Source organism: Enterococcus gallinarum, from assembly GCF_021496385.1.
Taxonomy (GTDB): domain Bacteria; phylum Bacillota; class Bacilli; order Lactobacillales; family Enterococcaceae; genus Enterococcus_D; species Enterococcus_D gallinarum.
In genome coordinates, this window is the sequence record NZ_CP050816.1 from 761,100 (window position 1) to 785,512 (window position 24,413).

Sequence of the window (24,413 nt, forward strand, 5' to 3'; positions counted from 1 at the left end):
TTGTATCGATAAGGGGTACAAATTCCCACTAAGCGCTCGGGACCCCTTGTAGGAAAATGTCCTAAGTGTGGCAACAATATTGTATTAAAAAAATCGTTTTATGGTTGTTCAAATTATCCTGAATGTAAGTTTACTTTAGCTGAACATTTTAGAAAGAAAAAATAAACGAGGAGTATGTAAATGAGATCAGAAAAAGAAATGATGGATTTAGTACTTTCTTTAGCAGAACAGGATGAACGTATTCGAATTGTGACCCTTGAGGGGTCACGCGCAAATATTAATATACCTAAAGATGAATTTCAGGATTATGATATTACATATTTTGTAAGTGATATAGAACCGTTTATATCTAATGATGACTGGCTTAATCAATTTGGGAATATAATAATGATGCAAAAGCCGGAGGATATGGAATTATTCCCACCTGAAGAAAAGGGATTTTCCTATCTTATGCTATTTGATGATTACAATAAAATTGATCTTACCTTATTGCCCTTGGAAGAGTTAGATAATTACCTAAAGGGCGATAAATTAATAAAGGTTCTAATTGATAAAGATTGTAGAATTAAAAGGGACATAGTTCCGACTGATATAGATTATCATGTAAGAAAGCCAAGCGCAAGGGAGTATGATGATTGCTGCAATGAATTTTGGAATGTAACACCTTATGTTATTAAAGGATTGTGCCGTAAGGAAATTTTATTTGCTATTGATCATTTTAATCAGATTGTTCGCCATGAGCTGCTGAGAATGATATCATGGAAGGTCGGCATCGAAACAGGCTTTAAATTAAGTGTAGGCAAGAACTATAAGTTTATTGAAAGGTATATATCCGAGGATTTGTGGGAGAAACTTTTGTCCACCTACCGGATGGATTCCTATGAAAACATATGGGAAGCATTATTTCTATGCCATCAATTGTTCAGGGCGGTATCCGGTGAGGTGGCGGAAAGGCTTCATTATGCCTATCCGGAGTATGATAGGAATATAACAAAATATACCAGGGACATGTATAAAAAATACACTGGTAAAACCGGCTGCCTGGATAGCACATATGCCGCTGATATAGAAGAGAGGCGGGAACAGTGATTACAGAAATGAAAGCAGGGCACCTGAAAGATATCGATAAACCCAGCGAACCATTTGAGGTGATAGGTAAGATTATACCGAGGTATGAAAACGAGAATTGGACCTTTACAGAATTACTCTATGAAGCGCCATATTTAAAAAGCTACCAAGACGAAGAGGATGAAGAGGATGAGGAGGCAGATTGCCTTGAATATATTGACAATACTGATAAGATAATATATCTTTACTACCAAGACGATAAATGCGTCGGAAAAGTTAAACTGCGAAAAAATAAGCTTAAAGATTAAAAATCAGTATTTTTAGCTTTAAATTTAGTTTGAAAAGAAATGAGGGATTTATATGACAGTGTTAAATGAGGAATTGTACCAATTTAGTACTTATATTGAGCCAATTAATCTTACTTTCCATCAATACTTACTACTTGGTGATGAACCAGTGTTAGTTCATACGGGTAATATAATTCAGGCTGAAGCTTTGTTGCCACAGCTTAAAGCAGCACTTAAGGGCAAAGAATTAAAATATATTTTTATATCACATTTTGAAGCCGATGAGTGTGGTGGATTGAGAGTAATATTAGAACAATTTCCTAAAGCTAAAACAATTTGTTCAGAAGTTACAGCATTTCAATTAAATGGTTTTGGCATTAAGGCAGAAACTATTGTTAAAAAAGCTGGAGAAATTTTAAGTACTGGCAGTTACGAATTGGAATTCATAAATTATCCGTCAGAAATGCATCTTTGGGATGGATTATTAATTATGGAGAATAAACGTAAAATATTTTTTAGTAGTGATTTAATGCTAGCAATGGGAAAAGAAATAGGTACAGTAAAAGAATCTAATTGGTGTGGAGAAATAAATAATATTAGTTTAGAGCAAGTTCCTGACCCTAGTAAACTTGAACAGTTAAAGAATAATTTAGGACAGTTAAATCCTAGTTTTATAGCAACTGGTCATGGAGCATGTATTAAACTACAATAGATAAAAGGGGCTGTCGCACTAAATAATTAGTGAACAGCTCCTTTTAAGTAAAAAAATAAATCTCAGACTTCAATGAATCTGAGATTTATAGTAAAATATTTTTATGCGAATAAGAAACATTTTACATAAAGATTATACAATTAATCAGAAGTTTTATCAATTGAAGCTTCCATTAAATATTGATTATATGATACCAGCTAATGATTCAGTGCGTTTGCTAAGTCAATTTGTAGAGGAGATGGATTTAACAGATTTATATTCGACTTATTCCCGAGTAAGGGAAAATCAAGTATCGCCAAGAAAAATGCTGAAGATTATGATTTATGGTTATATGAACAAATTTTATTCATCCCGAGACATTGAAAATGCATGTCGCAGAGATATTAATTTTATGTTTTTACTTGAAGATTCTCCTGCTCCGGATCATGCAACATTTGCAAGATTTAGGAGTTTGCATTTTGCTCCATGTGCAGAAAAAATTCTTGCGGAAATGAGCAATTTTCTTTATGATATCGGTGAAATTTCAGGAGAAGCTATATTTATTGATGGAACCAAAATTGAAGCTTATGCAAATAAATATTCTTTTGTTTGGAAAAAAGCCGTAACAAAGAATACGGCAAAACTATTAATCAAAATAGCAGACCTTGTTAAAGAGTGTGAAGATCTTTATGATATTAAGGTTGCTTACAAAAATATGGTGCAGATGAAACATGTAAAAAAACTTAGAAAAAAGCTTTATGCACTGAAAAATTCAGAGGGTATACAATTCGTCCACGGATGTGGAAAAAGAAAAACTTCATTACAACGTTCAATTGAAACTCTTGAAGAATACCTATCAAAGTTTAAAGAATATACAAAAAAGGTATACACTTGCGGTAGTCGGAACAGTTATTCAAAAACTGATGTGGATGCTACATTTATGAGAATGAAAGAAGATGCTATGAAAAATGGACAACTAAAACCAGCTTATAATTTGCAACATGGTGTAGATTCAGAATATGTTGTGTGGCTCACTATTGGTCCACAACCAACAGATACAACAACTCTTATACCTTTTCTTAAAATTATGGAGGAAAGATTAAAATTTAAATACTTAAAAATAGTTGCAGATGCTGGATATGAAAGCGAAGAAAATTATTCATTTATTGAAGAAAACAATCAGATAGCTTTCATCAAACCAGCTAATTATGAAATATCAAAAACAAGAAAATTTAAAAATGATATCGGGAAGATAGAAAACATGGAATACAATGAAGCTAAAGATTTCTATACCTGCCGAAGTGGCAAGCAATTAAAAAAAGAAAGCATAAAAATCAAAAAATCTAAAACAGGATATGAAAGTGAAAAAACAATTTATGCTTGTGAGGATTGCAGCAATTGTAGCTGTAAAATCAGCTGCATAAAAGGAAATAATTCAAAAATACCTATAGAACAGAGAACTAAGAAATTTGAAACATCAAAAAAATTCAATCGTCAAAGAAAAGATGATTTGGAAAGAATTGTGAGTGACGAAGGCTGTCTTCTTAGAGTAAATAGAAGTATACAAGCAGAGGGCTCTTTTGCCCAACTAAAGCAAGATATGGATTTTAGAAGATTTATGTGTCGAGGACAAAATAACGTATTAGCAGAAAGCATACTTCTTGCTATGGCACTTAATATAAATAAACTACATAGGAAGATTCAAGCAAACCGTACTGGTAAGCATTTATTTGAATTAAAGAAAACAGCATAATTATATTTTTAAAAAAGTCTTTTAAAGAGGCTTATTAAAGTGCGCTTATTTTTAAAGACTTCATTATTATTAGAATATTTTATTAGGAAATATTTTTTACAATTTGAAAAAGGAGCTATCGCTAAAGGATTTTAACCCGCTAATGCGACAGCCCCATATTAATCACAAATCACTTATCACAAATCACAAGTGATTTGTGATTGTTGATGATAAAATAAGAATAAGAAGAAATAGAAAGAAGTGAGTGATTGTGGGAAATTTAGGCGCACAAAAAGAAAAACGAAATGATACACCAATCAGTGCAAAAAAAGATATAATGGGAGATAAGACGGTTCGTGTTCGTGCTGACTTGCACCATATCATAAAAATCGAAACAGCAAAGAATGGCGGAAACGTAAAAGAAGTTATGGAAATAAGACTTAGAAGCAAACTTAAGAGTGTGTTGATAGTGCAGTATCTTAAAATTTTGTGTATAATAGGAATTGAAGTTAAATTAGATGCTAAAAATTTGTAATTAAGAAGGAGGGATTCGTCATGTTGGTATTCCAAATGCGTAATGTAGATAAAACATCTACTGTTTTGAAACAGACTAAAAACAGTGATTACGCAGATAAATAAATACGTTAGATTAATTCCTACCAGTGACTAATCTTATGACTTTTTAAACAGATAACTAAAATTACAAACAAATCGTTTAACTTCTGTATTTATTTACAGATGTAATCACTTCAGGAGTGATTACATGAACAAAAATATAAAATATTCTCAAAACTTTTTAACGAGTGAAAAAGTACTCAACCAAATAATAAAACAATTGAATTTAAAAGAAACCGATACCGTTTACGAAATTGGAACAGGTAAAGGGCATTTAACGACGAAACTGGCTAAAATAAGTAAACAGGTAACGTCTATTGAATTAGACAGTCATCTATTCAACTTATCGTCAGAAAAATTAAAACTGAATACTCGTGTCACTTTAATTCACCAAGATATTCTACAGTTTCAATTCCCTAACAAACAGAGGTATAAAATTGTTGGGAGTATTCCTTACCATTTAAGCACACAAATTATTAAAAAAGTGGTTTTTGAAAGCCATGCGTCTGACATCTATCTGATTGTTGAAGAAGGATTCTACAAGCGTACCTTGGATATTCACCGAACACTAGGGTTGCTCTTGCACACTCAAGTCTCGATTCAGCAATTGCTTAAGCTGCCAGCGGAATGCTTTCATCCTAAACCAAAAGTAAACAGTGTCTTAATAAAACTTACCCGCCATACCACAGATGTTCCAGATAAATATTGGAAGCTATATACGTACTTTGTTTCAAAATGGGTCAATCGAGAATATCGTCAACTGTTTACTAAAAATCAGTTTCATCAAGCAATGAAACACGCCAAAGTAAACAATTTAAGTACCGTTACTTATGAGCAAGTATTGTCTATTTTTAATAGTTATCTATTATTTAACGGGAGGAAATAATTCTATGAGTCGCTTTTTTAAATTTGGAAAGTTACACGTTACTAAAGGGAATGGAGATAAATTATTAGATATACTACTGACAGCTTCCAAGAAGCTAAAGAGGTCCCTAGCGCCTACGGGGAATTTGTATCGATAAGGGGTACAAATTCCCACTAAGCGCTCGGGACCCCTTGTAGGAAAATGTCCTAAGTGTGGCAACAATATTGTATTAAAAAAATCGTTTTATGGTTGTTCAAATTATCCTGAATGTAAGTTTACTTTAGCTGAACATTTTAGAAAGAAAAAACTAACCAAAACGAATGTAAAAGAATTACTGGAGGGAAAAGAAACCCTGGTAAAAGGAATCAAAAACAAAGAGAAAAAGCCCTACAATGCCGTTGTAAAAATTGGGGAAAAGGGATATATTGATTTTATCTCTTTTTCAAAATAAACATAAAAGCCCTTTAAAGAGGGCTTTTATATATTAATCACAAATCACTTATCACAAATCACAAGTGATTAATCACAAATCACTTGTGATTTGTGATTCTTAATGATACAATATTACTATACAAAAAAAGAATGGGGCGTAGTTATGGAGAAGGAAAAACTAAAAATACTTGAAGAATTAAGACGTATTTTAAACAATAAAAATGAAGCAATTATTATCTTGAATAATTACTTTAAAGGTGGTGTTGGAAAGTCCAAATTATCGACTATGTTTGCTTACTTGACAGACAAATTGAATTTAAAAGTTTTAATGATCGATAAGGACTTACAGGCAACATTGACAAAAGACTTAGCAAAAACTTTTGAGGTAGAATTGCCACGTGTCAATTTTTATGAAGGCTTGAAAAATGGAAACTTGGCTTCTTCTATTGTTCATTTGACTGATAATTTAGACTTGATCCCTGGCACGTTTGATTTGATGTTACTGCCAAAATTAACTCGCTCATGGACTTTTGAAAATGAAAGTAGATTGCTTGCTACTCTTTTAGCACCTTTAAAAAGTGACTATGATCTCATTATTATTGATACTGTACCAACGCCAAGCGTTTATACAAATAATGCAATCGTGGCGAGTGATTACGTTATGATCCCTTTACAAGCAGAAGAAGAAAGTACAAACAACATTCAAAACTATATTTCCTATTTGATTGATTTACAAGAACAATTTAACCCTGGACTAGATATGATCGGTTTTGTTCCTTATTTAGTTGATACGGACAGCGCAACGATAAAATCAAACCTGGAAGAACTGTACAAGCAACATAAAGAAGATAACTTGGTTTTCCAAAATATTATCAAGCGAAGTAATAAAGTAAGTACCTGGTCTAAAAATGGAATTACAGAACACAAAGGCTATGACAAAAAAGTTTTATCCATGTATGAGAACGTATTTTTTGAAATGCTTGAGCGAATTATTCAATTAGAAAACGAAAAAGAATAGAATCACAAATCACAAGTGATTAATCACAAATCACTTGTGATTTGTGATTGTTGATGATAAAATAAGAATAAGAAGAAATAGAAAGAAGTGAGTGATTGTGGGAAATTTAGGCGCACAAAAAGCAAAACGAAATGATACACCAATCAGTGCAAAAAAAGATATAATGGGAGATAAGACGGTTCGTGTTCGTGCTGACTTACACCATATTATAAAAATTGAAACAGCAAAAAATGGCGGAAACGTAAAAGAAGTTATGGATCAAGCCTTAGAAGAATATATACGGAAATATTTACCTGATAAACTTTAAAAAGGAGTGAAAATGAAATGGCAGTTACGTATGAAAAAACATTTGAAATAGAGATCATTAACGAATTATCGGCAAGCGTTTATAATCGAGTATTAAACTATGTTTTGAACCATGAACTAGATACTAAAAATACTCGTTTACTAGAAGTGAATCTTTTAAATCAATTAGAAGTGGCACAAGAAGTTGATTTATTTCAACAACCATTTGAAGAATTACAAGCTATTCATGAGTATTGGCGGTCAATGAATCAATATTCAAAACAAATTTTGACAAAAGAGAAAGTGGCTTAACATGGCGAATATTACTGACTTCACCGAAAAGCAATTTGAAGATCGTTTAGAAAAGAATGTTGAACGACTAACTAAAAATGGTTCTGTTGCAAAGTCTCAAAAAGGTCATTAGTTTTTCAAGATGATTCTTATTTAAGCAGGGATTCCTAATAGTCCTTTGATTTCTGTACAGACGGAAAAGCCAAAAAGAGACCCTTCTTTTCGGCTTTTTTTATAAATTCCTCGAATCGCTTCCATGCCTTTAATCGTGGTTGAGGCTGTTCGCAAACTTTGGTAAAATTTGTTTCTTCGCTTAATTGGACGATGGTCTTGTTCAATCAGATTATTCAGATACTTGATTGTTCGATGTTCTGTTGTTATATACAGTCCATTTTTCTGAAGCTTTCTGAAGGCACTCTTAATAGAGGGTGCTTTATCCGTTACTAGAACCTTTGGTTCTCCAAACTGGTTCTTCAGTCGTTTTAGAAAAGCATACGCAGCCTGTGTGTCGCGCTTTTTCCGTAACCAGATATCTAAGGTTAAGCCATCTACATCGATAGCGCGATATAAATAATGCCACTTTCCTTTAATTTTGATATAAGTCTCGTCCATTTTCCATGAATAAAAGGACTGTTTGTTTTTCTTTTTCCAAATTTGATAAAGAATCTTTCCGTATTCTTGCACCCAACGGTAAATTGTGGTGTGACAAACGTGAATTCCTCGGTCATACAGAATTTCCTGCACTTCACGATAACTCAGGTTGTACCGAAGATAGTAGCCGACGGCTACGATAATCACGTCTTTTTGAAATTGTTTTCCTTTGAACTGAGTCATCTTCATTCCTCCAAGCTATCTTTTTCAATTATTTTACCTCAAAATGAGCTTATCGGAAACTTTGCAACAGAACCCATAATAGAGCGTGGCGTAAGGTCTACCAGTTGGGCAAGATATTCCTGTGTCCACCCTTTTGCTTCCCGAGCTTTTTTTATCGCTATACCTAACGGCTTAAAATCAAGTTTTCTTTCATCTTGGTACATTTTAATATCACCCTATATCATTGTACATTTCGGGTGATGATATTTGAACGAAGTATGATTTTATGTTTAGTAGTGTATAATTTCGTATTAGTGGAGAGAAAAATGCTATTATTCGTCATTCCGTATATAATAATTATATACTCTTTGCGAAAGGAAGTTGATATTATGGATTACATTTCTGTGAAAGCCGCTTCTGAAAAATGGGGCATATCGGAAAGACGGATACAAAAATTATGTGAGGAAAATCGCATTGACGGAACTGAAAAATTTGGTCGTGCATGGATGATACCAAAAGATGCAGAAAAACCCGTTGATGGACGTATGAAAACAAGGAACAAACAGGAGGAGAATCATGGAATTTAATGAAAAGCTACAACAGCTTAGGACTGGAAAGAACTTAACGCAGGAACAACTTGCGGAGCAATTATATGTATCAAGAACAGCCATTTCAAAATGGGAAAGCGGCAAGGGTTACCCTAACATTGAGTCGCTCAAGTGTATTTCTAAATTCTTTTCTGTGACCATAGATGAACTACTATCGGGCGAAGAACTGATTACACTTGCCGAAACTGAAAATCGTTCCAACTTGAAAAAGATTTACAACTATATTTATGGAATATTGGATATGATGGCAGTTGCGTTTATATTTCTTCCGTTATATGGAAACTCTGTTGGCGGTTATGTTTATGCGGTCAATCTACTATCATTTACAGCCACCACACCATTCAATCTTGCAGTCTACTGGAGTGCTTTTGCCGCCTTGATTGTAATAGGGATTGCTAAAATAATACTTACCCATTTAGATAAAGAAACATGGGGCGGCATTGCTACAAAATGCTCCCTTGGACTCACTGCTTTGGCTATCTGTTTCTTAGCAGCAGCAAGAGAACCATATATAACAGCACTTATGTTTCTGCTGTTTGTCGCAAAAATAGTTGTTTGGATTAAGCAGAACGGAACAAAGTAAAAACGATATAAATCCCTTGAAATAGGCTCTGACACGATAAGTGTCGGGGCTTTTTTTCATGTTGACATGATAGATGTAGGCGATGTGACGGTAGGTTTCTTGGCTTTTGATATAGCTCCTGTGATAATAAAATTGTGGTCAGTGAAAACAAGAACAGCAACCAACGGAAAGGAAAATCAAATATGGATTATATCATTGAAACAGAAAATCTTACGAAGCGATACGGAACAGCCACCGTTGTCGATAAGGTCAATCTTCATGTGCCAACGGGCAAAATTTATGGTTTGCTCGGCAGAAACGGAGCAGGCAAAACCACAGCAATGAAAATGATGTTGCAGCTTGCTCTCCCAACGGATGGAACGGTACGCTTGTTTGGCACAAACTATAAGGAAAATATCCATACCCTTTATAGCAAAGTAGGCTCTATTATCGAAACACCGGGATTTTACAGTAATTTAACAGGGTATGAGAATTTGCAAATTCTCGCTAAACTGCGAGGGGGAGTATCTAAAAGTGGAGTAGAAAAAGCTCTTGAAGTTGTGGGGCTGCATAAAGAGAAAAGAAAAGTCTTTTCCGATTATTCCCTCGGAATGAAGCAACGGCTTGGTATTGCCGCCGCCATTATGCACGAGCCGGAGCTTTTAATACTTGACGAACCGATTAACGGACTTGACCCCATTGGAATAGTTGAAATACGCTCATTTTTATCTGAACTTAGTCACAATCATGGCATTACCATTTTTATCTCAAGCCATGTTTTAAGCGAGATTGAACAGATAGCAGATATTATCGGCGTTATGCACGAGGGGCATTTAGTAGAGGAAGTGAATATATCCGAGCTTCACAAAAGGAATCGAAAATACATTCAATTTGATTTATCTGACAGTGAGATAGCTGGAAAGATTTTAGAAAGCCACTACCACATGACGGATTTTACAGTGCAGGACGGTACGGTGAGAATTTATGACTTTAGCCAAAGTGTTGGAGAAATCAATCGAGAATTTGCACGAAATGGACTGCTCGTGACAAGGATAGATGATAGTGAGGAAAACTTAGAGGACTACTTTTCTAAACTGATTGGAGGTGGCGGTATTGCTTAATCTTATTTCTTGTGAATTATTAAAACTAAAGCGTTCAAAAATGGTGCTAATTAGTGTGGCAGGGGTATTATCTACCCCACTTTTGATGTTAATAGAAGCCTTGCAAACACATTTTGATAAGCCGGAGATTATCTTTACCTTGTCTGACATATACAGCGACAGTGTACTGTATATCATGCTGCTGGTAAACATTATGATATATGTGGCAATTGCAGCTTACTTGTTTAGCAGAGAGTACACAGAAAGCACACTCAAAACCATATTGCCCATACCCATTTCAAGGACAAAACTATTAATTGGAAAATTTTGCACCCTGCTTCTTTGGATTGTTATGCTCACCCTTGTAACATGGGCAGGTATATTTATCGCTTGTGGGCTATATCACGCTGTCTTTACATTGGAGGGATATAGCTTACTAGTGGCAATAGTATGGCTCCCCAAGTTTTTGTTTGGCAGTATCCTGATGTTTTTAACAGTTTCTCCTTTTGTGTTTGTTGCTATGAAAACAAAAGGATTTGTCGCCCCGATGATTGGCTCTGCCGTGATTGTCATGGGAAGTGCCGCACTTTCAAATCAAGAATGGGGAGCGTTGTATCCGTGGACAGCCACCTATTTCTTGGTGCAGGGTAAACTTCAGAGTACCGGCTATCCTACACTGCTGTCTGTATCTATTATTATTCTTGTATCAGCAGTTGGTTTTCTTATGACCTTTCATCATTTTAAAAAGGAGGATTTGAAATAATGGTACTTGATTTTATAGAAATTTTAAAAGTTATTTTTCTTGGAATTGTTGAGGGTATTACTGAGTGGCTACCTATCAGCAGCACAGGACATATGATTCTTGCGGACAAATTTATCACACTTAATATGAGCGAAGCATTTAAAGAAATGTTTTTTGTTGTTATTCAACTTGGAGCTATACTCGCAGTGGTTGTAATGTTTTGGAACAAGATGTTTCCATTTCAGCTAAAGGATAAATCGCAGCCACTTGTTAAAAAGGATACTTTCTCGTTGTGGTTCAAGGTTGCAGTGGCTTGTATACCGTCAGGTATTATGGGGATTTTATTTGATGATTATTTGGATGCTTACCTCCAAACCCCCATTGTGATTTCAATCATGTTAATCTTTTATGGTTTGTTATTCATTCTCATAGAAAATTGGAATAAAAAGCGTACTCCTACTACTATGGCACTTTCTGACATCAGCTATAAAACAGCAATCTTGATAGGGGCATTTCAAGTGTTATCACTTATACCCGGCACATCACGGTCGGGAGCAACGATTATAGGTGCTTTACTCATAGGAGTTTCACGAGTGGCAGCAGCAGAGTTTACTTTTTTCCTCGCAGTACCTACTATGCTTGGAGCAAGTGCTTTTAAGCTGTTAAAATTCGGGTTTGATTTTACAAGTGCAGAACTGCTCGCTCTTGTTCTCGGTATGGCTGTGGCATTTGCGGTATCTGTCTTAGTAATTAAATTCCTAATGAACTTTATCAAAAAACATGATTTTAAGGTGTTTGGTTGGTATCGAATTGTGCTTGGTATCTTGGTATACTTGTTGTACTTATAACAGTAATGTGATAGAAAAACAATTCCATAAGCAATAATCTGCCGCACGACGGCAAAAGAAAAAAGCCGTCGTACAGCAGACATATTTTCACGCCTATGAAACGGTGGCTTTGATTTTCAGAGCCGCCGTTTCTTTGCGTTTACACAAACCAATGGGTTCTGTTGCAAAGTCTCAAAAAGGTCATTAGTTTTTCAAGATGATTCTTATTTAAGCAGGGATTCCTAATAGTCCTTTGATTTCTGTACAGACGGAAAAGCCAAAAAGAGACCCTTCTTTTCGGCTTTTTTTATAAATTCCTCGAATCGCTTCCATGCCTTTAATCGTGGTTGAGGCTGTTCGCAAACTTTGGTAAAATTTGTTTCTTCGCTTAATTGGACGATGGTCTTGTTCAATCAGATTATTCAGATACTTGATTGTTCGATGTTCTGTTGTTATATACAGTCCATTTTTCTGAAGCTTTCTGAAGGCACTCTTAATAGAGGGTGCTTTATCCGTTACTAGAACCTTTGGTTCTCCAAACTGGTTCTTCAGTCGTTTTAGAAAAGCATACGCAGCCTGTGTGTCGCGCTTTTTCCGTAACCAGATATCTAAGGTTAAGCCATCTACATCGATAGCGCGATATAAATAATGCCACTTTCCTTTAATTTTGATATAAGTCTCGTCCATTTTCCATGAATAAAAGGACTGTTTGTTTTTCTTTTTCCAAATTTGATAAAGAATCTTTCCGTATTCTTGCACCCAACGGTAAATTGTGGTGTGACAAACGTGAATTCCTCGGTCATACAGAATTTCCTGCACTTCACGATAACTCAGGTTGTACCGAAGATAGTAGCCGACGGCTACGATAATCACGTCTTTTTGAAATTGTTTTCCTTTGAACTGAGTCATCTTCATTCCTCCAAGCTATCTTTTTCAATTATTTTACCTCAAAATGAGCTTATCGGAAACTTTGCAACAGAACCCTCAAATTGATCAAGTATTTCTCCCAATTGATGAAACGAGATCTCTGCAGTTTGCTGAATTAATTGATGAGATACCCATTAGGTTTTTTGAGATGACGAAAGAAATCGTTCAATTGGCCCAACAGTTAATGCCCAATCCGCTAAACTCTACGATCTATTTAACGTTGTCGGATCACTTGCATTTTGCTGTTGAACGCCAAGAGAAGGGGTTAAGTATCACCAATCGTTTGTATTGGGAAATCAAAAACTATTATGCAAAAGAATACGCAGTTGCAGAACAAGCGTTACTTTTGTTACGTGAAAAGTATCAAATCTTTCTTCCAGAAGAAGAAGCATCAAATATTGCTTTTCATTTGATCAATGCCCAATCTGCGTCTGCGGATAATCAGGATGGGTTGAAGAAAGCGAAATTGATTGGGATTATCGTAAACCTTGTCCGCTATTCGATCCAGCAAGATGTGAATACAAATTCGATTCATTATAGCCGCTTTATCACACATGTCCGTTTTTTTGTAGATCGTTTCTTTACAGAAGGATTATTGCAAGAAAAAGACGAAGGACTGTATCGGCAAATGTGGGCCCTTTACCCAAATGCTATGGAGATTGCAACAAAGGTAAAGGCGTATGTAGATAATGAATATCAAACGAAAATCCCTGAGAATGAGATCGTTTTTCTAGGTGTCCATATCAATCGTTTAATGAATCATTCGGCGATTGAACAATAAGAAGCCTGATTTTGGACCTGTCTGTAAGTCATATACCTGTGTAACGATCAGGTATATGACTTTATTCGTAATTTCAAGCAATACTTGATAAAATGACCTACAAATGAATGGGCTATTGTTTTAGACCAGAAGAGGTGTGTATAAAAGATGGAACTAATGAAATATCGAGATGAATACAAAGAAGATGTTGTCAATTATTTTCTGACTGACGAAATGACCTATTTCACAGGGACGCCACAAGAGAATATTGCACTTTCCCAAAAGAATCCCCAGCATCATCCGATCTTGGCTTTTTCCCAACAGAAACTGGTCACTTTTTTTGTTTTGGATGCAGGACCCCAAAAAGCAGACTATACGGATGAAAATGACGCTCTTTTGTTGCGGAGTTTCTCTACTGATGCGAGATTTCTAAGGAGGGGATATGCAAAAGAAGCATTGCGATTATTGCCTGATTTTGTAAAAACTCATTTTCCAGCAATGAAACAAATTGTTCTAGCAGTCAATAAAAAAAATAGTGCAGCAAAAAAACTGTATTATTCTGTGGGTTTTGTAGATAGTGGTGAAGAGAAAATGGGACCCAAAGGACCGCAGCATCTTTTGGTTTATCCGCTTTAACTTGTTTCTTACTAAATGGGTAATAAAGGAGAAAGGTATTCGCCCTTTTCGATTCGAACCATTCAGTGTCACTATCCGTTCTTTTATCGCGCATTAGAGTTATATATGGAAGCGGAGAAAAAAGTCATTGTTTCGGAGTATCCATTTAGCGAGAAGCAAAAAGGACGCTTGCGAGACCTTGCTGATACTTATGCTTATGAAGTAATCACGATTCGCTTAACGGCTGATTTCGAAGTGTTGTGGGAACGGCGTTACCAGCGAGATCGGGAGCCGGAACGGCATTTGAGCTATATCATGGATCACTATCATTATGGCGATAGTCTAGAAGACCGTTCATTAGGAACCAATCATATTACAAAGGAAGAATTCCGACGAATCATCAATGAACGAAAGTACGCTGAATTTGCTTTGGGAACGCTCTATGAATTTGATGTGACGGATTATCAGCGAGTAGATTATGGTCCATTGCTCGATCAGTTAGTGTACCAGATTCAACACGATGAGTAAGTAAAAATGATCGCTGAAATACTGCCACTGGCTTTTTATCGCTCAAATCATTCAATAATTATCTTCATGTGAAACGCTTATTGTTTTCTTACTACTAGTTTTTTGGTAGGGAGAAGGCAATAAGCTTTTTTCGAGATCTGTTAGGAATTGAAGGGTGAAACGCCCTATTGTCTTTAAAGCTTCTTAGAACCAAAAACTAAAAAAAAGCCATATCCAAACGAATTGTTTTAGTTGTTTAAAAATATCTGAAATTAAGAAAAATTCTCATTGAAAATCACCACGGAATCAGCTAGTATTCTAGAGGTAGGTTTTTTAGATAGGAAAGGAGAAGGAAAAATGGAGTTATCAAAAGGTAGGATCATTTGGCTGTCCTTATTGCTTGGCACATTGAGCGCCTATGGCCCTTTACTAATGGATGCTTATTTACCGGCTTTTCCAGTCATTCAAGAAGAATTAGGAATCAGTGCTTCTCTCACACAAATGAGTTTGACCATGTGTCTGATTGGTTTAGCATTAGGTCCATTAGCAATCGGAACACTTAGTGACCGGATTGGGCGCAAGAAACCTCTTGCTATAGGGATTACCGTAGCGATTCTTTGCTGTTTACTTGTTCCCTTCGTGCGAAATATCTGGTTATTCCTAGCTTTGCGTCTCTTGCAAGGAATCGCCAGTTCCGCAGGGATCGTTTTGACCCGTGCGATTGCGAAAGATTTATTTACCGGCGAACGGCTGACGAAGTTTTTTGCGATGCTGATTGCAGTGAACGGTATTTTCCCGATCATTTCCCCACTGCTAGGCAGTGCGATTTTGGCAGTGGCTTCTTGGCAAACGATTTTTCTTTTTTTGGGTGGTTTAGGCATCTTGCTATTGCTTGGTATTCTCTTTGGCTATCAGGAAACATTACAGCCGCAAGAACACATCCATCAGATGGAATCTGGCTGGCGGGCAGTATTGTCTGATCGCATCTTTATGTTACTGGTGCTTATCCAAGGATTTATTTATGGTGCATTGTTTAGTTATATTTCAGGATCCTCTTTCATGTTCCAAAATGTCTATGGGCTCAGTGATCAAATGTATAGCCTATTGTATGGTATCAACGGGATCGGTATCATTGTGACTGCGGAGCTTTCGGGGATTTTATCGCGGCGATTGTCCCTAGTCCAGCAATTAGGCAGCGGATTGGTGATCGGTTTTATTGGCAGTGTACTGGTGATGCTGAGTGGCATCAGAAATTCTATTGCATTAGCGATCATTGGGCTATTTCTGGTCGTGGCGACATTAGGGATCGTCAATTCGGTGGTAACTACATTAGCGATGGATCGGCAAGGTGAACACGCTGGGGTCGCTTCCTCGATCTTAGGGATCGGCATGTACAGCATCGGGATCATCTGTACGCCGCTAGTGGGTATCATGGGCAGTCATACCTATCTTCCACTAGCGTTACTGATCTTTTTGTGCGAAATCGGTGCATTAGGCGTCTATCGAGTAATGAAACAAGAAGCGAGACCATGAGTGCGGATGGTCTCGCTTTTTGCTTCTTTTGCTTATTCCTAGTATAATGACTATGTTTTTGTAAGTTGGATCAAAGAAGTGATCCGGTCACTAAGAAATGGAGCGGAAAGCATGACAACAAATTTTTGGGCGGAGTTACCGAAGCCTTTTTTTATTTTAGCACCAATGGAAGATGTGACAGATGTAGTGTTCCGCCATGTTGTGCAGACAGCAGGGGCGCCAGATGTCTTCTTTACGGAATTTACCAATTCAGATAGTTACTGCCATCCAGATGGGATCGAGAGTGTTCGTGGTCGACTGACATTCACAGAAGACGAGCAACCGATCGTCGCCCATATTTGGGGAGACAAGCCGGAATTTTTCCGGCAAATGAGTATTGGAATGGCGGAAATGGGATTTAAAGGGATCGATATCAATATGGGGTGTCCTGTCCCAAATGTTGCCGGTCGCGGCAAAGGCAGCGGCTTGATCTTGCGTCCCGATGTGGCGGCTGAGTTGATTGAAGCGGCAAAAGCAGGTGGGTTGCCAGTCAGCGTCAAAACACGGATCGGCTACACAGAAATGGCTGAGATGGAAGCTTGGATCACTCACTTGTTGCAGCAAGACATTGCCAATCTTTCTGTTCATTTGCGGACCCGCAAAGAGATGAGTAAAGTCCCTGCCCATTGGGATCTGATCCCAGAAGTTCTAGCGATTCGTGATCGAGTGGCACCTCAAACATTGATCACTATCAATGGCGATATTCCAGATCGTCAAGCAGGACTAGCGTTAGCCCAACAGTATGGCGTAGACGGAATCATGATTGGACGGGGCATTTTCAAAAATCCCTATGCCTTTGAGAAAGAACCAAAAGAACACTCATCGGAGGAATTATTAGGGTTGCTGCAATTGCAGCTAGACCTGCAAGACCATTATGCTACGATGGTTCCCCGATCCATTGCCGGATTGCATCGCTTCTTTAAGATTTATGTCAAAGGATTTCCTGGGGCGAGCGATTTGCGCGCACAATTGATGACAACTAAGTCGACAGATGAAGTTCGCAGACTTCTAGCAGAGTTTCATGCTAATAAAGCTGCGGGAACATTGTCTGAAGAAGTATCTGATGCTGCTGAGGAGCACAAATAACTGAGCATTTCTCTCCAAGGAGAGAAATGCTTTTTTTGTATGTAGAAGTAACCTTGACAATAGATAGGTACCTATGTAAAATAGAGAGCAGTCTGTTAAGTAGGTACCTATTTAATTGGTTTTAATGAACAAAAAAGGAGCAATACATATGTCTTACTCAGAGCAAAAGATCGTTGAACGGTTTTTTGAAGTGTATAAATTGAATCGTCGTTATTCTGAAAGAAAATATGGTCCCTTCATGCCTGGGCGGGGACAGTTCAACTGTTTGTTAGTTTTGGACGAGCGCGGCACACTGAATCAGAAAGACTTAGCCGCCTATTTGGCGATCCGCTCGACATCAGCAGGGGAGCTCTTAAAAAAAATGGAGAAAAAAGGCTGGATCAAAAAAGAAACATCTCCGCAAGATAAACGAATCCAGTTGATCTCATTAACGAAAGAAGGAAGAGCTGAAGCTGCTGCGATGAAACAAAAACGCAGCAAAGCACACCAAGATATGCTGACCGATCTAACAGAAGAAGAAAAACAAGCCTTTGGTCGCGGGTTAGAAAAAATTGAAGCTTATTACCAACGCATGGAGGCGGAATCTATTGAACCAACCGAGTAATCTGACAAACCGTAAAAGAACCTTTATTTTTATTAATCTGATTCTTACTTGTATCGCACTAACGATGTTATCCACCGCATTGACCACCGCATTACCGGCCATCGTGGCCGACTTGCAAATTTCTGTGACCACTGGACAGTGGCTGACCAGCGGCTATTCCCTCGCCATGGCTATCGTCATGCCGTTGACCGCTTTTTTGATGAATCGGGTACCTACCAAAAAATTATATCTTTCCGCATTGGTAATCGCTCTTATTGGGATGGTTCTATGTGCGTTAGCACCGAACTTCCCCATTATGATGATGTCTCGTATCCTCCAAGCCATTGGTAATGGTATTTTGATCTCAATGGCTCAAGTGATTCTATTGACGATCTATCCAATGGATCGAATTGGTGCAATCATGGGTTGGTATGGGTTATCGATCACTGCCGCACCAGTGATCGCCCCTACATTAGCTGGAATGATCGTTGATAAATTGAACTGGCATGCCATTTTTTATATTGTCGGTGCCATTGTTTTTGTTTCGTTGATTTGGGCGTTGAATGTCTTTGAAGATGTCTTGGATGTAACGAAGAAAAAATTTGATCTGCTCTCCTTTTTACTCAGCGCTGTGACTTTTGGCGGCTTCACATTAGGATTCGGGAATCTAGGAACCTATGGCTTTGCCAGTCTCCCTGTCTTGGGTGCATTGCTCATAGGTTTGATTGGCGGCATCTTATTTGCCCACCGCCAAATGAAAGCGGCAGTGCCCTTCTTGGATCTGCGGGTCCTCAAAACGAAAGAGTATGCGCTAAGTGTGTTTGGGAGTATTTTACTCTATCTTGTTTTAATGGGCTCTTCAATGCTGATGCCCTTGTATGTACAATCCATTCTTGGAAAATCTGCAACAATCTCAGGGTTGGTGGTATTGCCAGGTTCGTTAGTTTCTGCCTTTTTGAGTCCTATCGCTGGCCGTATCTATGACAAAGTCGGTATCCGCATCATAACGATCATTGGCGGCAGTTCGTTAGTTTTAAGTAATATCGGTATGTTTTTTATTCATATACACACAGGAATTTGGATGGCGGTCTGCCTGAATATTTTACGCTGTGCCGCCACGGGCTGTTTATTGATGCCATTTGTTACCTGGGGTAATAAAAATATCCCGCCAGAATTGACTGCTCATGGTACCGCATTACTGACATCGCTGCGGACGGTCGCCGGCGCCATCGGCACAGCTGTTTTTGTTGGGATCATGAATACGGTCGCCCGCAACAGTCATACATTGACTGGCTCCGCCGCTTTGCTCCACGGCATGAATGTTTCGTTTTTAGTCATGACCGTCGCTTCGGGACTGCTATTGTTCACGGGATTATTTTTGATCAAAGATAGTCGCACAGAAGTTCTGATAGAAGTAGAAAATTAATCAACTAGTCAAATCGCTTCGCTTTTTGCGAAGCGGTTTTTTTTTAATTTTGAATGTTTCTTTCATATGAAAAATCTCTTTTTGAAAAAAATAATCAAAATATTTAATAAAATATTGAAAAAAATAATCAGAAGGTCTATAATGAAGCTGTCACAAAGAGAAAGGCAGTGAATACTATTGAGAACGTTTTACTGGGGCGGTGCAACCGCAGCTAGTCAATATGAAGGTGGATATAAGGATGGGAAAGGGATAGATACACAAGATTGCCGTCCCTATCTTCCTCGAAGTAATAATGCAACAATCCAAACGCGATTGTTGACTCAAGAGGTGATCAATGAAGCAAAAGAATCAGAAACTACCCAATTTTATCCGTTTAGAAAAGGGACGAAAGGATACGAAAACTGGGAGGAAGATCTACAGCTGCTAAGCGAGTTAGGGATTGATTTATATCGTTTCTCGATTAGCTGGTCACGATTATTTCCACTGGGGAATGAAGAGCAACCAAATGAACAAGGTGTGGCATATTATGATTCGATTTTTCGGGAATTAAAGAAGAAAGGAATCAAAATTTTTTTGACAATGAATCATTATGCGGTGCCACTTTATTTGGTGGAAAGCATCGGTGGGTGGAAGAATCGTGAAATGATTGACCATTACCTCTCTTTTGCAGAGTTTGTTTTGTCTCGATGGGGAAATCAAGTGGATTTTTGGTTGCCATTTAATGAAATTAATGCCGGCTTTTTTAGTCCCTATAACGGTACAGGATTAATCAAACCAAGCAATGGTGACTATATCTATCAAGATGTATTTCAAGCACTACATTATCAATTTGTTGCAAATGCAAAAACGATTCAGCTGGCACGAAAAATGGATATTCCTGGAATCTTTGGTTCCATGGTGTCGTGTTTCTGCTATTATCCGTTGACACCAAAACCAGAAGATAATTTGAAATTAGTGAAAGAGGAACAGATTAATCAGTGGTTTTGCAGTGATGTGCTTATGCAAGGGGAATACCCCTATTATATGCATTCTTTTTTTGAGAAAAATTCTGTTGATCTAGATATAACCGCAGAAGATCGCCAGATTCTGAAGGAATATACTTGCGACTTTGTTTCTTTTTCTTATTATTCTTCCAGTGTGGTAACGACCGAGGAAGCAGAAAAAACTGCAGGGAATTTAGTAGTTACAACGAAAAATCCTTACTTAAAAGCAAGTGATTGGGGATGGCAAATTGATCCTATCGGTATGCGAACAACATTAAATAAAGTTTATGACCGCTATAGAAAACCAGTTATAATCGCTGAAAATGGCTTCGGTGCGAAAGATCAACTCGAGGCAGATGGCACAATTCATGATTCCTACAGAATTGATTATTTCAAAGAGCACTTTGCTGAAATAGTTAAAGCTAGAGATATCGATCAGGTCAACGTTATTGCGTATATTGCTTGGGGGATCATTGATATTGTATCCGCAGGCAGCTGTGAGATGGATAAACGCTATGGTGTCATTTATGTTGATGCTGATAATGAGGGGAATGGAGATTATCGTAGATACAAGAAAGATAGCTTTTATTGGTATCGTTCTTTTATTGAAAAGAATAAGAAGGGAGAGTAAATCAAATGAAAAAAGTTCTATTTATCTGTTCTGGTGGGATGTCTAGTGCAATTGTAGAAAAAGCGCTAGACAAAGAAGCCGAAAAAAAAGGAATTGCTCTAACAAGTTCTGCAGTAGGAAGTGGTGAGGCGGATTCAGTTATCCAAGAAAAAGATTGGGACATTATTTTTGTAGCCCCACAAGTAAAGCATCGCTTTAGCTTGTTTAAACAGTCCGCAGATGAAGCACATATTCCTATTGAATTGATCAAACCCACAGATTACAGTCCGTTAGGTGGCAAGAATCTCTTGAAAATTATTGAAAGTTTGAGTTGAGAAAAGGAGGATAAAAATGAATCATTTCTTTGAAATGCTAGAGGACAAGGTTGCGTTACCAATGTCGAAGATCTCTGAGCAACGACATCTTCGAGCGCTTCGTGATGGGGTTGTTTCGGCGATTCCGTTTATTATTGTTGGTAGTTTCTTTCTGATCATTGCTTTTCCACCTGTTCCAGAAAACTGGGCAATTCACCAATGGGCAACAGATCACATTACGGAAATTCTAATTCCCTATCGGATGACATTTTGGATTATGTCTCTGTATATTTGTTTTGGAATCGGATACAATTTAGCGAAAAGTTATCAGTTAGATCCTTTGACCGGAGCACAATTATCGGTGGCAGCTTTTCTATTAAGTATTATGCCGGTACAGTTCGATCAAGGATTGATGTTGCCAATGGAATCACTCGGATCAGTGGGGATTTTCCCGTGTATGGTTTTAGCCATTTTTGCGGTTGAAGTTTTACGATTTTGTAAAACCAAAAAGATTATGTTTAAAATGCCGGAACAAGTTCCTAGCTCTGTCGCACGCTCCTTTGAGGCCGTAATTCCAGCAGCAATTATTATCATAGTGATTGGAACGATTAATGTTGTCTTTAAAGTGAATATTGAACAAGTGATCCAAACTCTTTTTTCACCTTTAGTAAAAGCAGGAGACACTTTCTTAGGGGTCCTAGTTCCAGTTTTCTTGGTTACTTTTTTCTGGCTTTTTGGGATTCATGGTGACTCGATCGTTGGCTCAGTGGCACGTCCGATTTGGCTTCAATTTTTTACTGAGAATGCCGAAAAAGTTGCAAACCATCAAACCCCTACCCATATTGCTCCAGAAACATTCTTTCAATGGTTCATTTGGATTGGAGGATCTGGCGCGACAATTGGCTTGATTATTTGCGCGATTCTTTTTGGAAAAGCCAAGTATACCAAGTCCATTAGTCGAGCTTGTCTGATTCCAAGCATCTTCAATATCAATGAGCCAGTGATTTTTGGATTTCCAATCATGCTAAATCCGATATTCTTTGTTCCTTTTGTGTTAGCACCGATTTTGATGACAACGGTTACTTGGCTGGTATTTAAAGCTGGTTGGGTGCACTTGATGTTTGTGCAGCCACCATGGACTTTACCGGCACCAATCGGCGCGTATTTGGCTACCGGAGGAGATTGGCGAGCTATTCTATTGGTCATTGTTAACATATTGATCGCTACGGTCGTTTATTATCCCTTCTTCAAGATTTATGACAATAAACAATTAATGCAAGAAATGGAAGGCGAAGCATGAGAAAAACAAGAATGCAGTTCAAAGGTGCATTATTTTATTTAGGAACTGTTTTTAGCGTGAACATCCTGTTGATTGCAATCAATTCATACGTACAGTCTGAGACGTTTTTATTTATAGGGAAATTGGTTTCTATCAGTCTTATCTTTCCAGCGATTGCGTTATATGTTGACCGAAAAGAAAAATTTACCATAAAACGATATGCTTATTTTTCGATTGTAACCTTTGCAGCAATGTTCCTTATTTGCGAGTTGTTTATTTATCAGTTCTAACCATGAAAAAAATGATTTTAAATGAAGTAGGTGATATCATGGAAAATATCGAAGCAGTGATTTTTGAATTAATCGTTCATAGTGGCAATGCGCGAGGAATGCTTTTTGAAGCGTTGGATGCAGCAGAAGCAGACAATCATGAGCAATCGGTAATGTGTATGCAACAGGCAGAAGCAGAGATGACCATTGCTCATAATTTGCAGACGAAATTGATTCAAGATGATCTAAAAGGTCAAGGGCAGATCAGTCTTTTGTTGATTCATGCGCAAGACCAGTTAATGACAACAATGAGCGAGCAAGCATTGATTGAACGACTGATTAAAATGCAACAGCAATTGAATCAATTCAATCAGAACTAACATCCATTAAGCTGTGATAGAAACGATCCTCGACAAATGATACAGTGACTCGTAAACTGCTGAATAAAGCTGTTCATAAAGCAATGGTTTGATAAGGATTTAATGAATAAGCCAAAACCTATTGGGGAAATCCTCTCTTCTTAGCAAGCAGTACTAAAGGAGATAGAATGATCCATTATCTTCGAATACTGTTCGCATGCTGATAGTTGTTTTTTATCACTGATCAGCTACTCACTAGGTTGTCGGAACGTTTCTATTGCAGTTTTTTAGGAGGAAAAGAAATGAATTATGTACTAGGAATTGATGCTGGGGGGACAAAGACCCAATTTACTACCTATGACAAAAAGGGAAGAGCACTCTTTGATTTGCACCTGTCAGCTGGAAATATTGTGGTAGATACAAATCGTACATTAGCAGTTTTGAGACAAGGGATCCAGTCTGTTTTAGAACATCAATCAGGCGATTGCCTCGGCGTTTTAGCTGGAATTGCAGGTATAGAGACGAGTGGGTTACATCATCTTGTTCAACATGAGCTGCAGCAGTTTCAAAAAACCAAAGTGATTTCTGATGCTCACTTAGGGTTAATCAATAAACTTGAAGGATCGGATGGCGCTTTGATTATTTCTGGGACCGGATCAGTCCCCTATGGATCTGTTGACAGAAACTTCTATCGAGTAGGGGGCTGGGGACATTTAGTAGGGGATGAAGGAAGTGCCTATGCTCTAGCATTGAAATGCTATCGCCATATTGCACAAGAAATGGACCATGGTTCACCTTTGTCTAGATTCTCCCAAGACTTTCTATCTTTTTTAGATATGAACGATCCAGCTAAAGCAATTAGTGAACTTTATCAGATGAACAAGGCTGAGGTTGCACAAAAATCATTGTTTTTTTCGAAGGCGCATTTAAACGACCCCATCACTCATCAACTATTACAAGAAACTGCTGACGAATTGATCGAAATGATTCGTTTGTTACTAAACAGAATGAACCAAACCCAAGTGAAGTTAGCTTTAGCAGGTTCAGTGCTAGAAAAAAATCACTTTATTCGAGAATCGGTTGTTGCTCGTCTCCAAGATCAAATTACGGAAGTGGTTTTAAGTGATTCACCAAATACAAAAGGTGCCTTTTATTTTTATCGTAAACTTCTCAGTTCGACATGAATT

Annotated in this window: 28 protein-coding genes and 5 pseudogenes; 30 read left to right on the forward strand and 3 right to left on the reverse strand. The window is 37.6% G+C overall.

Annotated elements, in window-relative coordinates; all coding sequences use genetic code 11:
• Positions 1–45 precede the first annotated feature (45 nt).
• The 12 genes and pseudogenes from HED61_RS16900 to HED61_RS03720 all read left to right on the forward strand — a co-directional run.
• A pseudogene (locus HED61_RS16900) lies at positions 46–162 on the forward strand (topoisomerase DNA-binding C4 zinc finger domain-containing protein); the annotation flags it as partial.
• A gap of 18 nt (positions 163–180) precedes the next feature.
• The gene (locus HED61_RS03670) at positions 181–1,089 is read left to right on the forward strand and encodes an aminoglycoside nucleotidyltransferase ANT(6)-Ia (protein ID WP_001255866.1); all 909 of its coding nucleotides are present in this window, start codon (positions 181–183) and stop codon (positions 1,087–1,089) included.
• Positions 1,086–1,361, forward strand: a pseudogene (locus tag HED61_RS03675) (hypothetical protein); the annotation flags it as partial. The gene HED61_RS03670 and the pseudogene HED61_RS03675, both read left to right, overlap by 4 nt.
• Before the next feature lie 67 nt (positions 1,362–1,428).
• Complete coding sequence (locus HED61_RS03680) at positions 1,429–2,067, forward strand: oxygen-binding di-iron domain-containing protein (RefSeq protein WP_002343778.1); 639 nt, start codon at positions 1,429–1,431, stop codon at positions 2,065–2,067.
• Positions 2,068–2,227: 160 nt separating this feature from the next.
• Positions 2,228–3,799, forward strand: coding sequence for an IS1182 family transposase (locus tag HED61_RS03685; RefSeq protein ID WP_197696175.1), 1,572 nt, complete (start codon positions 2,228–2,230; stop codon positions 3,797–3,799).
• A 316-nt stretch (positions 3,800–4,115) separates the two neighbouring features.
• Positions 4,116–4,285, forward strand: a pseudogene (locus tag HED61_RS17045) (MLS leader peptide).
• A 48-nt stretch (positions 4,286–4,333) separates the two neighbouring features.
• Positions 4,334–4,417 (forward strand): 23S rRNA methyltransferase attenuation leader peptide, encoded by an 84-nt coding sequence (locus HED61_RS03695; RefSeq protein WP_001814874.1) that lies wholly within the window; start codon positions 4,334–4,336, stop codon positions 4,415–4,417.
• Positions 4,418–4,541: 124 nt separating this feature from the next.
• A complete protein-coding gene (gene erm(B) / locus HED61_RS03700; protein WP_002292226.1) occupies positions 4,542–5,279 on the forward strand; it encodes a 23S rRNA (adenine(2058)-N(6))-methyltransferase Erm(B) in 738 nt (245 codons plus the stop codon).
• A gap of 169 nt (positions 5,280–5,448) precedes the next feature.
• Positions 5,449–5,709, forward strand: a pseudogene (locus HED61_RS03705) (topoisomerase DNA-binding C4 zinc finger domain-containing protein); the annotation flags it as partial.
• 102 nt (positions 5,710–5,811) lie between these two features.
• Entirely contained in the window at positions 5,812–6,708 is an 897-nt protein-coding gene (locus HED61_RS03710; protein WP_002326827.1) for a ParA family protein, read from the forward strand.
• Between the two features lie 91 nt (positions 6,709–6,799).
• Positions 6,800–7,015 (forward strand): peptide-binding protein, encoded by a 216-nt coding sequence (locus HED61_RS03715; RefSeq protein ID WP_001835296.1) that lies wholly within the window; start codon positions 6,800–6,802, stop codon positions 7,013–7,015.
• A 17-nt stretch (positions 7,016–7,032) separates the two neighbouring features.
• Positions 7,033–7,305, forward strand: a complete 273-nt coding sequence (locus tag HED61_RS03720) for an antitoxin (protein WP_002326825.1) — start codon at positions 7,033–7,035, stop codon at positions 7,303–7,305.
• Between the two features lie 132 nt (positions 7,306–7,437).
• On the opposite strand, the gene HED61_RS03725 is transcribed toward HED61_RS03720, so the two are convergent.
• Positions 7,438–8,118 (reverse strand): IS6-like element ISEnfa1 family transposase, encoded by a 681-nt coding sequence (locus HED61_RS03725; RefSeq protein WP_000191454.1) that lies wholly within the window; start codon positions 8,116–8,118, stop codon positions 7,438–7,440.
• Between the two features lie 38 nt (positions 8,119–8,156).
• Positions 8,157–8,321, reverse strand: a complete 165-nt coding sequence (locus tag HED61_RS03730; RefSeq protein WP_001808810.1) for a helix-turn-helix domain-containing protein — start codon at positions 8,319–8,321, stop codon at positions 8,157–8,159.
• Positions 8,322–8,357: 36 nt separating this feature from the next.
• On the opposite strand from HED61_RS03730, the gene HED61_RS17050 reads away from it, so the two are divergent.
• From HED61_RS17050 to bcrD, 5 genes are all read left to right on the forward strand, one after another.
• Entirely contained in the window at positions 8,358–8,684 is a 327-nt protein-coding gene (locus HED61_RS17050; protein WP_174122861.1) for a DNA-binding protein, read from the forward strand.
• A complete protein-coding gene (bcrR, locus tag HED61_RS03740) occupies positions 8,674–9,288 on the forward strand; it encodes a bacitracin resistance transcriptional activator BcrR (RefSeq protein ID WP_000395511.1) in 615 nt (204 codons plus the stop codon). The genes HED61_RS17050 and bcrR overlap by 11 nt, the downstream gene beginning before the upstream one ends.
• Positions 9,289–9,470: 182 nt before the next feature.
• The gene (gene bcrA / locus HED61_RS03745; RefSeq protein ID WP_002346952.1) at positions 9,471–10,388 is read left to right on the forward strand and encodes a bacitracin ABC transporter ATP-binding protein BcrA; all 918 of its coding nucleotides are present in this window, start codon (positions 9,471–9,473) and stop codon (positions 10,386–10,388) included.
• A complete protein-coding gene (locus HED61_RS03750; RefSeq protein ID WP_000933358.1) occupies positions 10,381–11,130 on the forward strand; it encodes an ABC transporter permease in 750 nt (249 codons plus the stop codon). Before bcrA ends, HED61_RS03750 begins: the two co-directional genes overlap by 8 nt.
• Entirely contained in the window at positions 11,130–11,957 is an 828-nt protein-coding gene (bcrD, locus tag HED61_RS03755; RefSeq protein WP_086321365.1) for a bacitracin resistance undecaprenyl-diphosphatase BcrD, read from the forward strand. Before HED61_RS03750 ends, bcrD begins: the two co-directional genes overlap by 1 nt.
• Before the next feature lie 207 nt (positions 11,958–12,164).
• Here bcrD and HED61_RS03760 read toward each other — a convergent pair whose 3' ends face one another.
• Positions 12,165–12,845, reverse strand: coding sequence for an IS6-like element ISEnfa1 family transposase (locus HED61_RS03760; protein WP_000191454.1), 681 nt, complete (start codon positions 12,843–12,845; stop codon positions 12,165–12,167).
• 76 nt (positions 12,846–12,921) lie between these two features.
• Between HED61_RS03760 and HED61_RS03765 the strand changes: the two are divergent.
• From HED61_RS03765 to HED61_RS03825, 13 genes and pseudogenes are all read left to right on the forward strand, one after another.
• Positions 12,922–13,644: pseudogene (locus HED61_RS03765) on the forward strand (BglG family transcription antiterminator); the annotation flags it as partial.
• A 147-nt stretch (positions 13,645–13,791) separates the two neighbouring features.
• Positions 13,792–14,259: a GNAT family N-acetyltransferase gene (locus HED61_RS03770; RefSeq protein ID WP_003129278.1), complete on the forward strand. Its 468-nt coding sequence runs from the start codon at positions 13,792–13,794 to the stop codon at positions 14,257–14,259.
• Between the two features lie 15 nt (positions 14,260–14,274).
• Complete coding sequence (locus tag HED61_RS03775) at positions 14,275–14,766, forward strand: hypothetical protein (protein ID WP_003129279.1); 492 nt, start codon at positions 14,275–14,277, stop codon at positions 14,764–14,766.
• A 336-nt stretch (positions 14,767–15,102) separates the two neighbouring features.
• A complete protein-coding gene (locus tag HED61_RS03780; RefSeq protein ID WP_005469885.1) occupies positions 15,103–16,278 on the forward strand; it encodes a multidrug effflux MFS transporter in 1,176 nt (391 codons plus the stop codon).
• 111 nt (positions 16,279–16,389) lie between these two features.
• Positions 16,390–17,403 carry a tRNA dihydrouridine synthase gene (locus HED61_RS03785; protein ID WP_005469887.1) on the forward strand — a complete coding sequence of 338 codons (1,014 nt, stop codon included), beginning with the start codon at positions 16,390–16,392 and terminating at the stop codon, positions 17,401–17,403.
• Between the two features lie 148 nt (positions 17,404–17,551).
• Positions 17,552–18,007 (forward strand): MarR family winged helix-turn-helix transcriptional regulator, encoded by a 456-nt coding sequence (locus HED61_RS03790; protein ID WP_005469888.1) that lies wholly within the window; start codon positions 17,552–17,554, stop codon positions 18,005–18,007.
• Complete coding sequence (locus HED61_RS03795; RefSeq protein WP_003129285.1) at positions 17,991–19,412, forward strand: MDR family MFS transporter; 1,422 nt, start codon at positions 17,991–17,993, stop codon at positions 19,410–19,412. Before HED61_RS03790 ends, HED61_RS03795 begins: the two co-directional genes overlap by 17 nt.
• 177 nt (positions 19,413–19,589) lie before the next feature.
• The gene (locus HED61_RS03800; RefSeq protein ID WP_003129286.1) at positions 19,590–21,026 is read left to right on the forward strand and encodes a glycoside hydrolase family 1 protein; all 1,437 of its coding nucleotides are present in this window, start codon (positions 19,590–19,592) and stop codon (positions 21,024–21,026) included.
• A 5-nt stretch (positions 21,027–21,031) separates the two neighbouring features.
• A complete protein-coding gene (locus tag HED61_RS03805; protein ID WP_003129287.1) occupies positions 21,032–21,340 on the forward strand; it encodes a PTS sugar transporter subunit IIB in 309 nt (102 codons plus the stop codon).
• A 16-nt stretch (positions 21,341–21,356) separates the two neighbouring features.
• On the forward strand, positions 21,357–22,619 hold the full coding sequence (locus HED61_RS03810; protein WP_003129288.1) for a PTS sugar transporter subunit IIC: 1,263 nt from the start codon (positions 21,357–21,359) through the stop codon (positions 22,617–22,619).
• Positions 22,616–22,888, forward strand: a complete 273-nt coding sequence (locus tag HED61_RS03815) for a hypothetical protein (protein ID WP_219645635.1) — start codon at positions 22,616–22,618, stop codon at positions 22,886–22,888. Before HED61_RS03810 ends, HED61_RS03815 begins: the two co-directional genes overlap by 4 nt.
• Before the next feature lie 2 nt (positions 22,889–22,890).
• Positions 22,891–23,247, forward strand: coding sequence for a PTS lactose/cellobiose transporter subunit IIA (locus HED61_RS03820; protein ID WP_021150693.1), 357 nt, complete (start codon positions 22,891–22,893; stop codon positions 23,245–23,247).
• Positions 23,248–23,528: 281 nt separating this feature from the next.
• Positions 23,529–24,410, forward strand: coding sequence for an N-acetylglucosamine kinase (locus HED61_RS03825; protein ID WP_142435007.1), 882 nt, complete (start codon positions 23,529–23,531; stop codon positions 24,408–24,410).
• The last annotated feature ends 3 nt before the right edge of the window (positions 24,411–24,413 follow it).

What these genes read in the sequence shown, in the direction of transcription:
- HED61_RS03670 (WP_001255866.1), top strand. Translation starts at nt 181, where the DNA reads ATGAGATCAGAAAAAGAAATGATGGATTTAGTACTTTCTTTAGCAGAA.
- HED61_RS03680 (WP_002343778.1), top strand. Translation starts at nt 1,429, where the DNA reads ATGACAGTGTTAAATGAGGAATTGTACCAATTTAGTACTTATATTGAG.
- HED61_RS03695 (WP_001814874.1), top strand. Translation starts at nt 4,334, where the DNA reads ATGTTGGTATTCCAAATGCGTAATGTAGATAAAACATCTACTGTTTTG.
- HED61_RS03710 (WP_002326827.1), top strand. Translation starts at nt 5,812, where the DNA reads ATGATACAATATTACTATACAAAAAAAGAATGGGGCGTAGTTATGGAG.
- HED61_RS03720 (WP_002326825.1), top strand. Translation starts at nt 7,033, where the DNA reads ATGGCAGTTACGTATGAAAAAACATTTGAAATAGAGATCATTAACGAA.
- HED61_RS03725 (WP_000191454.1), bottom strand. Translation starts at nt 8,118, where the DNA reads ATGACTCAGTTCAAAGGAAAACAATTTCAAAAAGACGTGATTATCGTA.
- HED61_RS03730 (WP_001808810.1), bottom strand. Translation starts at nt 8,321, where the DNA reads ATGTACCAAGATGAAAGAAAACTTGATTTTAAGCCGTTAGGTATAGCG.
- HED61_RS17050 (WP_174122861.1), top strand. Translation starts at nt 8,358, where the DNA reads ATGATATTTGAACGAAGTATGATTTTATGTTTAGTAGTGTATAATTTC.
- bcrR (WP_000395511.1), top strand. Translation starts at nt 8,674, where the DNA reads ATGGAATTTAATGAAAAGCTACAACAGCTTAGGACTGGAAAGAACTTA.
- bcrA (WP_002346952.1), top strand. Translation starts at nt 9,471, where the DNA reads ATGGATTATATCATTGAAACAGAAAATCTTACGAAGCGATACGGAACA.
- bcrD (WP_086321365.1), top strand. Translation starts at nt 11,130, where the DNA reads ATGGTACTTGATTTTATAGAAATTTTAAAAGTTATTTTTCTTGGAATT.
- HED61_RS03760 (WP_000191454.1), bottom strand. Translation starts at nt 12,845, where the DNA reads ATGACTCAGTTCAAAGGAAAACAATTTCAAAAAGACGTGATTATCGTA.
- HED61_RS03770 (WP_003129278.1), top strand. Translation starts at nt 13,792, where the DNA reads ATGGAACTAATGAAATATCGAGATGAATACAAAGAAGATGTTGTCAAT.
- HED61_RS03775 (WP_003129279.1), top strand. Translation starts at nt 14,275, where the DNA reads ATGGGTAATAAAGGAGAAAGGTATTCGCCCTTTTCGATTCGAACCATT.
- HED61_RS03780 (WP_005469885.1), top strand. Translation starts at nt 15,103, where the DNA reads ATGGAGTTATCAAAAGGTAGGATCATTTGGCTGTCCTTATTGCTTGGC.
- HED61_RS03785 (WP_005469887.1), top strand. Translation starts at nt 16,390, where the DNA reads ATGACAACAAATTTTTGGGCGGAGTTACCGAAGCCTTTTTTTATTTTA.
- HED61_RS03790 (WP_005469888.1), top strand. Translation starts at nt 17,552, where the DNA reads ATGTCTTACTCAGAGCAAAAGATCGTTGAACGGTTTTTTGAAGTGTAT.
- HED61_RS03805 (WP_003129287.1), top strand. Translation starts at nt 21,032, where the DNA reads ATGAAAAAAGTTCTATTTATCTGTTCTGGTGGGATGTCTAGTGCAATT.
- HED61_RS03810 (WP_003129288.1), top strand. Translation starts at nt 21,357, where the DNA reads ATGAATCATTTCTTTGAAATGCTAGAGGACAAGGTTGCGTTACCAATG.
- HED61_RS03815 (WP_219645635.1), top strand. Translation starts at nt 22,616, where the DNA reads ATGAGAAAAACAAGAATGCAGTTCAAAGGTGCATTATTTTATTTAGGA.
- HED61_RS03820 (WP_021150693.1), top strand. Translation starts at nt 22,891, where the DNA reads ATGAAAAAAATGATTTTAAATGAAGTAGGTGATATCATGGAAAATATC.
- HED61_RS03825 (WP_142435007.1), top strand. Translation starts at nt 23,529, where the DNA reads ATGAATTATGTACTAGGAATTGATGCTGGGGGGACAAAGACCCAATTT.